Source organism: Streptomyces sp. NBC_00080 (assembly GCF_045041255.1).
Lineage (GTDB): Bacteria > Actinomycetota > Actinomycetes > Streptomycetales > Streptomycetaceae > Streptomyces > Streptomyces coriariae.
This window is the reverse complement of sequence record NZ_CP108235.1, coordinates 1,458,016-1,471,262: the sequence shown is the minus strand read 5'-3', so window position 1 is coordinate 1,471,262 and position 13,247 is coordinate 1,458,016. Positions and strand designations below refer to the sequence as shown.

General features: G+C 71.9%; 11 protein-coding genes. 6 read left to right on the top strand and 5 right to left on the bottom strand.

The window, feature by feature from the left end; genetic code table 11:
• Nucleotides 1–7: 7 nt before the first annotated feature.
• Nucleotides 8–481 carry a universal stress protein gene (locus OHU34_RS06545; RefSeq protein ID WP_142267281.1) on the bottom strand — a complete coding sequence of 158 codons (474 nt, stop codon included), beginning with the start codon at nucleotides 479–481 and terminating at the stop codon, nucleotides 8–10.
• Nucleotides 482–568: 87 nt separating this feature from the next.
• Between OHU34_RS06545 and lysX the strand changes: the two genes are divergently transcribed.
• A complete protein-coding gene (gene lysX, locus OHU34_RS06540; protein ID WP_405765310.1) occupies nucleotides 569–3,835 on the top strand; it encodes a bifunctional lysylphosphatidylglycerol synthetase/lysine--tRNA ligase LysX in 3,267 nt (1,088 codons plus the stop codon).
• 115 nt (nucleotides 3,836–3,950) lie between these two features.
• Entirely contained in the window at nucleotides 3,951–4,790 is an 840-nt protein-coding gene (locus OHU34_RS06535) for a polysaccharide deacetylase family protein (RefSeq protein WP_142267282.1), read from the top strand.
• Nucleotides 4,791–4,823: 33 nt separating this feature from the next.
• On the opposite strand, the gene OHU34_RS06530 is transcribed toward OHU34_RS06535, so the two are convergent.
• Nucleotides 4,824–5,492 carry a class F sortase gene (locus OHU34_RS06530; RefSeq protein ID WP_054241194.1) on the bottom strand — a complete coding sequence of 223 codons (669 nt, stop codon included), beginning with the start codon at nucleotides 5,490–5,492 and terminating at the stop codon, nucleotides 4,824–4,826.
• Between the two features lie 332 nt (nucleotides 5,493–5,824).
• Between OHU34_RS06530 and OHU34_RS06525 the strand changes: the two genes are divergently transcribed.
• Nucleotides 5,825–6,331 carry a hypothetical protein gene (locus OHU34_RS06525; protein WP_200839874.1) on the top strand — a complete coding sequence of 169 codons (507 nt, stop codon included), beginning with the start codon at nucleotides 5,825–5,827 and terminating at the stop codon, nucleotides 6,329–6,331.
• 111 nt (nucleotides 6,332–6,442) lie between these two features.
• On the opposite strand, the gene OHU34_RS06520 is transcribed toward OHU34_RS06525, so the two are convergent.
• From OHU34_RS06520 to OHU34_RS06510, 3 genes are all read right to left on the bottom strand, one after another.
• Nucleotides 6,443–6,979, bottom strand: a complete 537-nt coding sequence (locus tag OHU34_RS06520) for a hypothetical protein (protein WP_230196612.1) — start codon at nucleotides 6,977–6,979, stop codon at nucleotides 6,443–6,445.
• Nucleotides 6,980–7,216: 237 nt separating this feature from the next.
• Nucleotides 7,217–7,951 (bottom strand): DUF4239 domain-containing protein, encoded by a 735-nt coding sequence (locus OHU34_RS06515; RefSeq protein ID WP_200839971.1) that lies wholly within the window; start codon nucleotides 7,949–7,951, stop codon nucleotides 7,217–7,219.
• Between the two features lie 51 nt (nucleotides 7,952–8,002).
• On the bottom strand, nucleotides 8,003–8,638 hold the full coding sequence (locus OHU34_RS06510) for a hypothetical protein (protein WP_405765307.1): 636 nt from the start codon (nucleotides 8,636–8,638) through the stop codon (nucleotides 8,003–8,005).
• Between the two features lie 286 nt (nucleotides 8,639–8,924).
• Here OHU34_RS06510 and OHU34_RS06505 point away from each other — a divergent pair, with 286 nt between their 5' ends.
• From OHU34_RS06505 to OHU34_RS06495, 3 genes are all read left to right on the top strand, one after another.
• A complete protein-coding gene (locus OHU34_RS06505; RefSeq protein ID WP_142267287.1) occupies nucleotides 8,925–9,899 on the top strand; it encodes an SCO0930 family lipoprotein in 975 nt (324 codons plus the stop codon).
• Between the two features lie 351 nt (nucleotides 9,900–10,250).
• Complete coding sequence (locus OHU34_RS06500; RefSeq protein WP_142267288.1) at nucleotides 10,251–11,063, top strand: SAM-dependent methyltransferase; 813 nt, start codon at nucleotides 10,251–10,253, stop codon at nucleotides 11,061–11,063.
• Entirely contained in the window at nucleotides 11,060–13,195 is a 2,136-nt protein-coding gene (locus OHU34_RS06495; protein WP_230196662.1) for a bifunctional diguanylate cyclase/phosphodiesterase, read from the top strand. Before OHU34_RS06500 ends, OHU34_RS06495 begins: the two co-directional genes overlap by 4 nt.
• Nucleotides 13,196–13,247 lie beyond the last annotated feature (52 nt).

The following is a 13,247-nucleotide window of genomic DNA, read 5'->3' as shown; positions in this document are numbered from 1 at the left end:
CCGGGGGCTAAGGCACCACCGTCACCGGCCACCGCCCCGCCTTCACCAGCCGCACCGCGACGGACCCCACGATCCGGTGGCCGGCCTGTTCGGAGGCGCCCACCACCACCGCGTCCGCCTTGAGCCGGTCCGCCGCCTTCACCAGTCCGCCGTAGGGGTCGCCGCGGAAGGTGTGGAACTCCCAGCGCACGTCGAATATCCCCCGGGTGCGCTCGGTGGCCTCCCGGATCTGCGCGACCAGGTCCTCGGCGATCTCGTCGGTCGTCTCGGCGACCGGCACCCCGAGCGCCGCGCCCGCCACCAGCACCGGCTGCACGTACACCACGGCCAGCAGCGCGTGCTGGCGACGGGCCAGCCCGCCGGCGTAGGCCGCGGCCCGTAGGGAGGAGTCGGAGCCGTCCACCCCGACGAGGATGACCTTCGGTCCGTCCGTGCCCCGCTCGAACTGGTGCGCGGGCTGCTGCGAGTGCTGTTCCGTCACGGCCAGAGGCTATCGGAAGCCGCAGGTCCGGCCGGTGCGCGGGCCGCTCGACGGGCGCTACGGGCCGGGTGTTCCTAGAGTCGGAACATGAGTGCCACCGTGCGGACCGCCACGGCCGCGGACACCCCGGGCCCGGCACGGCGGCCCGCCGGGCGTGTCCTCGGCCGGGTGCCCGAAGGCTTCGCGACCTTCTTCGGCGCCCTCGGGCTGCTCTGCGTCCTGCTGGCCCTGATCCCGCCGCTGCGCCAATTGCTGCGCCCGGTCGTCCGCTTCCTGGACCTGCTGATCGTCCCGGTCAGCGCCAACCTCGCCTACGCCGTCTTCCTCTTCCTGCTGGCCGCCGCCACCGCCGCCCGCAAGAAGGTCGCCTGGTGGCTGGTCGTCGTCTACCTCGGCCTGCTCGTCCTCACCGACATCCTCGGCGTGGCCGTCGGCCTGTACGGGCAGTCCGTCCCGTCCCTGGTGGTGTGCGCGCTCGCGCTGCTCCTCCTCGTCGTCGCCCGCGGCGAGTTCTACGCCGCCTCCCGCCGCGCGGCGGTCCGGCGGGCGCTCGCCGTGCTGCTCGTCGGGCTGGTCCTGGCGATCCTCGCGGGCTGGGGCCTGGTGGAACTGTTCCCCGGCACCCTGGCGGCGAGCCAGCGCTTCGGATGGGCCGCCAACCGGGTCCTGGGCGGCCTGGTCTCCACCCGCTCCTTCGACGGCCGCCCGCCCCGCCCCCTGTTCTTCCTCCTCGGCCTCTTCGGCGCCGTCGCCCTCCTGAACGCCGCCGCCACCCTCTTCCGCTCCCAGCGGATGGAAGCGGCCCTGCACGGCGACGAGGAAGCCCGCATCCGGGCCCTGCTCAAGGCATACGGCGACCAGGACTCCCTGGGCTACTTCGCCACCCGGCGCGACAAGGCCGTCGTCTTCTCACCCAGCGGCAAGGCCGCCGTCACCTACCGCGTCGAGGCGGGTGTCTGCCTCGCCAGCGGCGACCCCGTGGGCGACCGCGAGGCCTGGCCGCACGCCATCGCCGCCTGGCTGGACGCCGCCCGCCTGCACGCCTGGGCGCCCGCGGTCATGGGCGCCTCCGAGGACGGCGCCAAGGCCTTCGCCCGCGCCGGACTCGGCGCCCTCCAACTCGGCGACGAGGCGATCCTGCCGGTCGCCTCCTTCGACCTCGGCGGCCGCGAGATGCGGGTCACCCGGCAGGCCGTGAACCGGGTGCGCCGCACCGGGGCCTCCTGCCGGGTCCGCCGCCACTGCGCCCTCACCGAGCAGGAGATGGAGGAGGTGGTCGGCCGGGCCGACGCCTGGCGCGACACCGAGACCGAACGCGGCTTCTCCATGGCCCTGGACCGTCTCGGCGACCCCGCCGACGGCGACTGCCTCCTCGTGGAGGCCCTGGACGACGACGGCCGCCTCCTCGCGCTGCTCTCCTTCGTCCCCTGGGGCCGCGACGGCATCTCCCTCGACCTCATGCGCCGTGACCGCTCCGCCCCCAACGGCGTCATGGAGTTCATGATCGCCGACCTGTGCGCCGCCGCCCCGAAGCTCGGCGTGCGCCGGATCTCCCTCAACTTCGCCGTCTTCCGGTCGGCCTTCGAGGAGGGCGCCCGTATCGGCGCCGGACCGGTGCTGCGGCTGTGGCGCCGACTGCTGCTGTTCTTCTCCAAGTGGTGGCAGCTGGAGGCCCTCTACCGCTCCAACGCCAAATACCACCCCGAGTGGTATCCCCGCTTCCTCTGCTACGCCGACGCCGGCTCCCTCGCCCGGGTGGGCCTCGCCTCCGGTATCGCCGAGGGCTTCGTCTCCGTGCCCTCGCTGCGCAAGCTCTGGGGCAACCGCAACGCCAAGGGCGGGCCGCGCCCCGCCACCACCGAGGGCCTGCCGCCACTGGCGGCGCTCGGCCTCGACGGAGGGGACGAGGCCGGGGACACCGGTGCGGACGCGGGCCTGCCCGAGCAGGTCCGCGTCCGGCACCGCAAGCTCGACCGGCTGCGCGCCGAGGGCGTCGACCCCTACCCGGTCGGTGTCCCGCTCCGCACCCACACCCTCGCCGGGATCCGTACGGGGGAGACGGTCACCGTCGCCGGCCGGATCATGCGGGTACGCGACTTCGGCGGCATCGTCTTCGTGACGCTGCGCGACTGGTCGGCCGACCACCAGCTCGCCCTCACCCGCGAGGCGCTCGGTTCCTTCAGGTCCGACACCGACCTCGGCGACCACATCGTCGTCACGGGCACGGCCGGGACGAGCGACAAGGGCGAGCCCACCGTCTTCGTCACCTCCTGGCAACTCACCGCCAAGTGCCTGCGGCCCCTGCCCGACAAGCGGCGCGGCCTCACCGATCCCGAGGCCAAGGTCCGCATGCGCTACCTCGACCTGGTCGCGAGCCCGGCCGCCCGCGATGTCGTCCGCGCCCGCTCGCACGCCGTACAGGCACTGCGCCAAGGCCTGTTGGAGCGCGGCTACCTCGAGGTCGAGACCCCGATGCTCCAGCAGATCCACGGCGGCGCCAACGCCCGCCCCTTCACCACCCACATCAACGCCTACGACCTCGACCTCTATCTGCGCATCGCCCCCGAGCTGTACCTCAAGCGGCTGTGCGTCGGCGGCCTGGAGAAGGTCTTCGAGATGGGCCGCACCTTCCGCAACGAGGGCGTCTCCTACAAGCACAACCCCGAGTTCACGATGCTGGAGGCCTACCAGGCGTACGCCGACTACGACGTGATGCTCGACCTGGTCCGCGAGCTGATCCAGGGCGCGGCCACGGCCGCCTTCGGCTCGCCGGTCGCCCGCAAGGACGGACAGGAGTACGACATCTCGGGCCGGTGGCCGGTCCGGACGGTCCACGGCGCGATCTCCGAGGCGCTCGGCGAGCCGATCGACGCCGACACCCCGCCGGCCGTCCTGTACCGGCACTGCGACCGTGCCGGAGTCCCGTACACACCGGACGACGGCCGGGGCGACGTCGTGCTGGAGATGTACGAACGCCTGGTCGAGGAGAGGACCCAACTCCCTACCTTCTACAAGGACTTCCCCACCGACGTCTCCCCGCTCACCCGGCAGCACCGCGTCGACCCACGGCTCGCCGAACGCTGGGACCTCGTCGCCTTCGGCACCGAACTCGGCACCGCCTACACCGAGTTGACCGACCCGGTCGAACAACGCCGCCGCCTCACCGAGCAGTCCCTGCTCGCCGCCGGCGGTGACCCCGAGGCGATGGAACTCGACGAGGACTTCCTCGACGCCCTCGAGTACGCGATGCCCCCGACCGGCGGCCTCGGCATCGGCGTCGACCGCCTGGTCATGTTCCTCACCGGTCTCACGATCCGCGAGACCCTGCCGTTCCCGCTGGTGCGACACCGCTGACCCGGCCTCCTTCAACTGTTCGGACCGACCGTGACTGCGCCGGGCGGGTGGAATCGTGCCGCCGGTCCGGTGTCGGTGTGGTGGGTCGGGGGCCCGCCGGGCGACTGATGACTGCATGAAGAAGGATCAGTTGTTCACGCGCCGCCGGGCGTTGCTCGCCGGCGCCGCCGCCGTCGGAGCGGTCGGCACGGCCGGAGTGTTCCTGGGGGGCGAGGACGGGAAGCCGGTCCGGGCCGCCGCCCCCGCCGCGGGCGCCCCGGCACAGAGCCTGCCGCTGAAACCCTCCGCCTACCGCCTCCAGCCCCTGACCGGCTACGGCCCCCCGCGCACCGCCCCCGGCCGCACCCCGGTGCGCCACGAACCGCTGCTGAGGATGGCCGGCCGAGGCCGCACCATGGTGCTGACCTTCGACGACGGACCCGACCCCCGGTACACCCCCGGCATCCTCGACACCCTGGCCCACTACGACGTCCGCGCGATGTTCTTCGTGTGCGGGGAGATGGCCGCCGACAACCAGGATCTGCTGGGGCGGATGGCCGACGAGGGCCATGTCGTCGGCAACCACACCTGGTCCCACCCCCTGCTGACCGGCCTCACCCGCCGTCAGATCCGCTCCGAGATGTCCCGCACCAGCGACGTCATCGAGGAGGGCTACGGGGAGCCGCCCCGCTGGTTCCGCGCCCCCTACGGCGCCTGGAACCGTGCCGCCTTCCAACTCGGCGCCGAACTGGGCATGGAGCCGCTCGCCTGGACGGTCGACACCCTCGACTGGACCGCCCCCGGCGCCGGCACCATCGTCCAACGGGTCGAGAAGGGCGCCGCCCCCGGCGTCGTGGTGCTCTCGCACGACGCCGGGGGCGACCGCTCGCAGAGCGTGCGGGCCCTGCGCAGCTATCTGCCGCAGTTGCTGGACTCCGGCTATCACATCACCGTCCCGCACCGGCGGTACACCTGACGCGAGCTCCCCGCCCGCCCGGCCGGTGTCCGCTCAGCGGACCTCGGCCAGGCGGGCGAAGGCGACCACGTTCCCGTCGTATCCGTTCGCCTTGGAGAAACCGCCGCCGCAGGTGATGACCCGCAGTTCGGGGGAGCCCTTGGAGGCGTATACACGGTCGCCGGGGAAGTTGTTCTTCTCGAAGACCTCGATGCCGTAGATCTCGAAGACCGCCGTCTTTCCGTCCCCTCGCGACACCTCGACGCGATTTCCCTTCTTCAGGGCCCCGAGTCCGTAGAAGACGGCGGGGCCCAGTTTGTTGTCGACATGGCCGACGACGACCGCGGTCCCCTTTTCACCGGGCGAGACGCCACCGGTGAACCAGCCGGCCAGATTCGGGTCCTCCGGCGGCGGCGCGCCGACCCAGCCGTCCGCGTCCAGGCCGACCGACGTGACCGGCGCGTCCACCCGGATGGCGGGGATCCGGACCCGGTCCGGCACGGCGTACGGCAGCGCTGCCGGGGTCCGGCCGAAGGCACCGGCGGTGCGGCCGTCCGCGGCCGCCGCCGAGGCGGGTTGCGGCGGGCCGATGTCGAACTCTCCCGACCCGTTCCGGATGAGCGCGAGACCGGTCAGCAGTACAAGCGCTATCACGCCCCACGGGGCGCGCTTCCGCCGCCGCTCCTCTTCTTCCGCCACCTCGGACAGCTCGTACGCAGACATTCGCCATCCCCTTTCGACGCGGCCGTCACCGCGTCCCTTCGCGCATACGAGAACGCTAAGTCCCCGGGTGGGAACCGGCGACGGGGCAGCAGCGAACGGGTGGTCCGATGCCTTTCGGTGAGCCATCCGAGTTGCCGACGGAAGGAATTTTCTGACGGTCCGTGACCTGCGGCAATATCCGATTGTGTGCATTTCGCTCGGCGTGTCCTCTCACCAGGACGGACCATTCCCGAAATGCGGGCGCGTGCACGGCATCTGAGGGTCATTTCGGGAGGTGCTTTCTCGCCGACATGCCGGGGCCGGGCCCCGGGGCGCCTTCCGCGGAGGATCACATGCGCATCACTCGTTTTCTGGCGGCCTCGGTGGTCTCGGCCGCCGCGGTCGCCTCGCTCGGCGTCAGCGCCCCGGCCGCCGTCGCACGCGACGGCATGGGCGCCAACCCGAGCAACATCGTGGCCCTGCCCGCCGTCATCGCCCGCGGGGGTCAGATGACGGTCACCGTCGACGGCTGCCCCGGCGGCGGCACCATGACCTCGGCGGCGTTCCCGCAGGCCAACCTGACGCCGATCAACGGCGCCAACCACACCGCCAAGGGGACGGCGACCATCAACGACAACGCCCGGCCCGGCACCTACGACATCACCGTCAACTGCTCGGGCCGGACCCTGACCCGCCCGGCGGCCTTCACCGTCATCGGCGGTGTCCGCGGCGGTCTCGGCGGCAGCACCACCACCGGCGCCACCCCGACCGACATGGCCATCGGCGGCGGTCTCGTCGCGGCGGCCCTGGTCGGGGGTGGCCTGTTCTGGATGCGCCGCCGCGCGGAGCGCCGCGTCTGACGCCCGCTCCGGAGGGGATCGCACGTCGCACGTGACGCAGGCCTTCGCCCCGGTTCCCACTGGGATCCGGGGCGAAGGCCTGCGCACGGCGGAGCCGTCGGGGGCGAGCCGTCAGCCGCCGTCCTCGGCGGCGCGGCGCCGTGAGAAGTAGTACGCGGTACCGACCGAGCCCACGATGAGCGCGGCGCCCAGCCCGATCTCCTTCAGGTCGAACCCGGCGACGGTGCCGCCCTCGCCGGCGTGCACACCCCGCGGGACCGGGTAGGGCGCCGTGGGATCGACCGGACGGCCGCCGGCGATCGTCAACTCCTTGACGGCGCTGATGCCGCCGCAGGCGAACGTCACCCGGTAGGAGGCGCCCGCCCTGGCGTCCCAGTCGACCGTGACCACGGCGGACGACGAGCCCCGGGGGATGACGACCGCGTCGAAGACCCCCGAGGAGACCGTCACGGAGCTCCGGCAGCCACTGGCGTTGCGGTCCACCTGAACGGTGACCTGCCCGCCCGCCGCGATCGTCGAGGGCAGCACGCTGTAGCCGTTGGACATGACGTAGTGGTTGTCGTCGTCGCTCGCGACGGCGGCCGGTGCGGAGAAGGTCAGGGCGGTGACGCCCAACAGTGCGGCCGAAGCGACGCGTATCGCGCGCATGGTGGATCCTCCGGTCCCCGAGGAGCAGCTGCGGACCTTTTCCGCTTGCGTAATAAATGCACCTCGATGACCGAAACGCTAGGAACATGTGTGCGCTCCCGCGATCGCAGTCGCGCGAATGGGGCAAGCGTGTGGGCCGCCCAGGGGACGCCGTTGCGGCAACCGGGGGACGGCGACGGCGTGGCGGCCGTCCTCTGCCGCCGTTCCCCGGTCGCGGGAGCGTGAGGTGAGCGGACGTCAGCCCTCGATGCCGGGGAACAGATGGAGGAACGGTTCCGCCGACGCGGTGATGCCCCGGCTGTAGGGCGCGTCGAAGTCCCAGATGAGGAAGAGCAGAAAGGCGATCAGCGCGGAGAACAGCCCGGCCAGCACCAGTTCGCGGGTGGTGCGCCGGATCTGCAGCGCGAAGACCATGCCGATGGTGATGGCGGCCCCGGTCAGCAGTCCGAACCACACCACGCCCGGCATGGTCGCCCCGGTCGACTCGGCACGGGCGTTGCGTGCCTGGTCCGCGGCGGCCATCTGGTCGATCAGCGGCTGGTAGGCCTGCGCCTGGAAGTCGGACGTCGGCTCGTAGTCGGTGACGTCCACCCGGATCCGCTGGAGGAGTTCGTCGCCGCGCTCGGTCACCTCGCCGTCGTCGGCCATCGACTTCCACTCGGTGGTGACGACGTGTCCGACATAGGCGTTGACATCCTCCCGAATGCGGTCACGGGCGTCGGCCGGGTAGACGCGTACCCGCTCCGAGATCTCGTGGAGTGCCTGCGCCTCCGCCTGGACGTGGTCCTGGGCCACACTGCGCGCCTCCCAGACGCCGGCGATGGCCAGGCCCAGGACGATGGCGTACACCACGCCGATCCACATCGTCATGTACTCGATGACGTCCGGGGTCTCGGAGGGGTCCTCGTCCTCGGGCGCCCTGCGGTGCCGTAGGAGGGTGATGACGACCACCACCGCGCAGGCGGCGAGCATCGCGAGGGTGAGAACAAGCCATTCCGGCAAGAGATGCCTCCAGGGTCGGCGCTAGCGCGGTCGCAGCGCGGCGACGGCGATCACCGCGGGCACGGTGATGAGCAGGACGTAGGTGACCGGCGACTGGCCGCGGCGGACGGGCCGCTGCCGCGGCGAGGCGTGGTACGCCGGGTAGCTCACCGGGGTCGCGGACGGGCGTGGCGTGGGCTTCGGCTCGGCGGTCGGTGTCGGCTCGGGGGCCGGAGCCGGTGGCGGCGGGGGTGTGGGTGCCTGCCGCGGGGGCGGGGCCGCGGGCCGGGGCGGCGCGGGCGCCATCGGCCTGGGCCGCGGCTTCGGTGCCGTCGGCCCGGGCTCGGGAGGCGGTGGCGGCGGGGGCGTCGGCTTCGGGGTGGGGGTCGGCGTGGGTGTCGGGGTGGGGCTCGGCGTCGGCTTGGGCGGTGGCTTCGGCTTCGGCGGTGTGGGGGTCGGGGTGGGGCTCGGCGTCGGTTCCGGGCACACCGGGGGAGTCGGCCATGAGTGACTCCCCGCGACCGCCACCGCCTCGATGCCGTCCGGGCCGGTCGAGGCGTACGCGCACGCGTCGGCCGCGGCCACCCCGGCCGGGGCGGCCGCGAGGATCCAGGTCGCGGTCACCAGGGCCAGGGTCCTGGTGACGAGGGCGGATCGGGTCGGTTCGGGTCCATGCACGACGGAGATCATGCGGCGTCCCGTACCTGCCCACGCCCACGCCCGGTGGGGATTGCCCCGAACGGGGGAAGTTCACGCCCACGGGTTTGCCGGACGGTACGTTCGCGCATCCGGCTCGCCGTGCGCCTGTGCGATCCGGAGGGGTCCGCCGGGGCCGGTGTCACAGGTCCCGGAAAGTTTTTTGTGCCGTGTTTGAACACAACGACCGTCACCATGCGTACTCAGTGCCGTGCGGCGGCGCAGCAGGGCGCTGCAACACCTTGTGACGATCGGGGAGTTGTTGACGATGAAGACCACCTGGCGGAGCGCCTCACTTGCGGCGAGTGCTGTGGCCGTGCTGGCGCTGACGACGGCGTGCGGTTCTGAGAGCGGCACGTCGTCGAGCCAGAACGTCGGGGCCACGGCCCCGGCCGGTGGCATCGCGGGCGTCGGCGTGGGCAGCGGCGTCGGCAGTGGGGTCGGTTCCGGTGCGAGCGCCAGTGCGACCGGAGGGGCCGCCGCGCAGGGCAGCGCGGCCGAGCTGGCCGTCTCCGCGAACGACGAACTCGGCAAGATCCTCACCGACGGCACCGGCAAGACTCTCTACCGCTTCGACGCGGACACCGCGGAACCCCCGAAGTCGAACTGTGACGGCGACTGCGCGACCGCCTGGCCGCCGGTCTCCGCCGATGACATCGCCGCAGGCGACGGCATCGACAAGTCGCTGCTGGGCGAGGTCACCCGCACCGACGGCACCAAGCAGCTGACCGTTGCCGGCTGGCCCGCCTACTACTACGCCAAGGACGCCAAGGCCGGTGACACCACCGGTCAGGGCGTGGGCAACAAGTGGTTCGCGCTCACTCCCGAGGGCAAGAAGGCCAAGTCCGGCTCGTCCGCCGAGTCCGGCACCGAGCTGGCCGGGCTGTCCGTCCGCAAGGACGCCAACCTCGGTGAGATCGTCGTCGACAAGAACGGCATGACGGTCTACCGCTTCCTCAAGGACAAGGCCTGGCCCGAGCCGGTGTCGAACTGCAACGGTGCCTGCCTCGAGAAGTGGCCGGCCGTCGCGCCGGTCGCCTTCAACGAGACCGAGGGCATCCAGGAGAAGGGCTACATGAACTTCACCCGGTCCGACGGCACCAAGCAGCAGACGATCAACTGCTCGCCGATCTACACCTTCTCCGGTGACAAGTCGCCCGGCGACATCAACGGCCAGGGCGTGGGCGGTACGTGGTACGCCGTCGCGCCGAACGGAAAGCTGGTCGGAGCGCCGGCGCAGTAGAGATCGCCTCCCCAGGGCCGATCCCGCAGCTGCCCCATCGCGCACGACCGTTGGTCCGCCCCCTCCGCGCCGCACGGAGGGGGCGGACCGTTGTGCTTTGCGTTCCGCCGCTCCCTCGTGCTTGTCCGGCCGCCGCTTCCTGTGCGTAGACTTTCGCCGCCCCGCGGACCGCTCCGGAACGCTCCGGAACGAGCCGGGCACCACAAGTAGCCCTTCGGGGCGCGTCGAATCGGCACGTGCCGCAGGCAGTGACCGGGAACGGACGGTCAATTTCCGTTTCTACTCGCCCCTTTGGCGGGCGATCAGTAGCCTCAGCTCGAACACCGGATCGCCTACGCCTTGGAGAGATAGATGGAGCGACCCGCCTGGGCCCCTCGGAGCATCGACATCTCGGTGCCCAGCGTCTCGCGGATCTACGACCACTACCTGGGCGGCTCGCACAACTTCGAGGTCGACCGGGAAGCAGCCCGCAAGGCCATGGAGTTCCTGCCGGGACTTCCGAAGATCAGCCAGGCGAACCGCGCGTTCATGCGCCGTGCCGTGCGGTACGCGGCCGACGAGGGCGTCACCCAGTTCCTCGACATCGGCTCCGGCATCCCCACCTTCGGCAATGTGCACGAGGTCGCCCAGGCGGTGAGCCCCGGGGCCCGCGTGGTCTACGTCGACCACGATCCGGTGGCCGTCGCGCACAGCGAGGCGGTACTGGCCGGCAACGCCGACGCCGACGTCGTGGCCGCCGATCTGCGCAAGCCGCAGGAGATCCTGAACAGTCCGCAGGTCGCGCAACTGATCGACCTGGACCGGCCGGTGGCGCTGCTGCTCGTCGCCGTACTGCACTTCGTGGAGGACGCGGACGACCCGTTCGCGGCGGTGGCCGAACTCACCGAGGCGCTCGCGCCCGGCAGTCTGCTCCTGCTCACCCATGCCTCGTACGAGGGAATCCCACTGTCACCGGAGCGGGCCGGGGGCGCGGTGGACGTGTACAAGGACATCCGCAACCCGCTGATCATGCGCTCGCGTGACGAGATCGCGCGGTTCTTCGAGGGGTACGACATGGTGGAACCCGGACTGGTGCCGATGCCGCACTGGCGGCCGGACACGGCGCCTCAGGACGAGGACCCATGGGCCCTCTCCGGTTTCGCCGGCGTGGGGCGTACGGCGTGACCGCCGAGCCGGACGGGCCGGAGGACAGACTGCGGCGGTTCGCGACGATCTGGAGCCGGTCGGTGTTCCCGGTGACCTCGACGTCGCTGACCCGGTCCGAACTGGAGGAGCAACTCCTTCCGCTGGCACGACGGTTGCGCGGCGCACTGCTGGAGCGCGCCCTCGACGCCGACACGGGCAAGGCGGTCGGCGCCGCCCTCGTCGACGCGCACTGCACCGACCCCGAGGCGCTCAGCCGCTCCCTCGACTGTGTCGACGCCTATCTGGTGCTCTACTGCGGCGAGGACGGCCCCCAGGAGGATCTACGGGCCCGCGCCGCCAGGCTCCAGCACGCCATGGCGGCCGGCTACGCGCAGGCGCTGCGCGAACGCACGCTCGCCGAACAGGAGGCCATCGCCCAGGCCGCGTTGCGGGCCCAGGGCGTGGTCGCGCAGGCGCTGCACGCGAGCGAGGCCCGCTTCCGCGCGGTCTTCGAGGGGGCCGCGATAGGAATCGGCATCGCCGACCTGGAAGGCAACGTCCTCCAGGTCAACGGGGCACTGCTGCGCATGTTCGGCGGTTCGGAGCAGTCCCTGCGCGACCGCAAGGTCCAGGACCTGACGCATCCCGAGGACGCGCCCCAGACCTGGAAGCTGTACGACGAGCTGGTCCGCGGCGAACGGGAGCACTACCACACCGAGAAGGCGTTCAGCCGCCCCGACGGAACGGCCCTGTGGACCAACCTGACGGTCTCCCTGCTGCGTGACGCGGACGGCGCACCGCAGTACTCGCTGGCCCTGATGGAGGACACCACCGAGCGCCGGCTGCTCAATCTGCGGCTGCGCTACGAGGCCACCCACGACGCGCTCACCGGGCTGCCCAACCGCACCCTGTTCTTCGAACGCCTGGAGAAGGCGCTCGGCGCCGGCGCGGGGCAGCGCTTCGGTCTGTGCTACCTCGACCTGGACGGCTTCAAGACCATCAACGACAGTCTCGGGCACGCGGCCGGCGACCGGCTGCTGGTCGAGGTCGCCGACCGGCTCCAGTCCTGCGCCACCGCGCCCGGCGAGATGGTCGCGCGCCTCGGCGGCGACGAGTTCGTGGCGCTGACCACCGGCCCCGACACCCGCCGTGAGGTCGACGACCTGGCCGCGCGCATCATGAACGCCCTGATCGCGCCGGTGCGTATCGACGGCCGGGAGCTGACCGTGCGCGGCAGCATCGGCATCGTCGAGGGGCCTGCGGGGGAGCGCAGCGCGGCGGAGGTGCTGCGCAGCGCCGACATCACCATGTACCGGGCCAAATCGGCGGGCGGCAACCGCTTCGAGCTCGCCGACCCGGAGGCCGACGCCCGCGCGATCACCCGCCACGGCCTGACCACCGCGCTGCCGGCGGCCCTCGACCGCGGCGAGTTCTTCATCGAGTACCAGCCACTCGTCCACCTCGGCGACGGCAGTGTGCGCGGCGCGGAGGCCCTGGTGCGCTGGCTGCATCCGCAGCACGGGGTGCTCGGCCCCGACCGGTTCATCCCGCTCGCCGAGCACACCGGGCTGATCGTGCCGCTGGGCCGCTGGGTCCTGGAGGAGTCGGTCCGTCAGGCCGGCGAGTGGCGGGAGCGGGGCGGCGACACGGATCCCCTGCGGATCAACGTCAACCTCTCCCCGTGCCAGCTCACCCATCCCGGTCTGGTGCAGGACACCGTCGACATCCTGGAACGCGCGGGTGTCGCACCGGAGGCCCTGTGCCTGGAGGTGACGGAGTCGGCGTTGATCGGCGCCGACGACGACCTGCTCAAGCCGCTGCGCCGGCTCGCCGAGATGGGCGTCGACATCGCCCTGGACGACTTCGGCACCGGCTATTCCAACCTGGCCAACCTGCGGCGGCTTCCGGTGAGCGTGCTCAAGCTGGACCGTTCCTTCACCCAGGGCATGCAGCAGTTCCCGGCGGACCCCGTCGACCTCAAGATCGTCGAGGGGATCGTCTCGCTCGCCCACAGCCTGAACCTCGCGGTCACGGTGGAGGGCGTGGAGACCGGCGCGCAGGCCGAGCAGCTGCGGATACTGGGCTGCGACACGGCCCAGGGCTGGTACTACGCCCGCCCGGGCCCGCCGGACCGGCTCCACGAGCTGGCCCTGGTGGACGCGACGGGGTGAGCGGACAACCCGGTTGCGCGAGTGCGGGGGTCACCCACGAGGACGGCCGGGT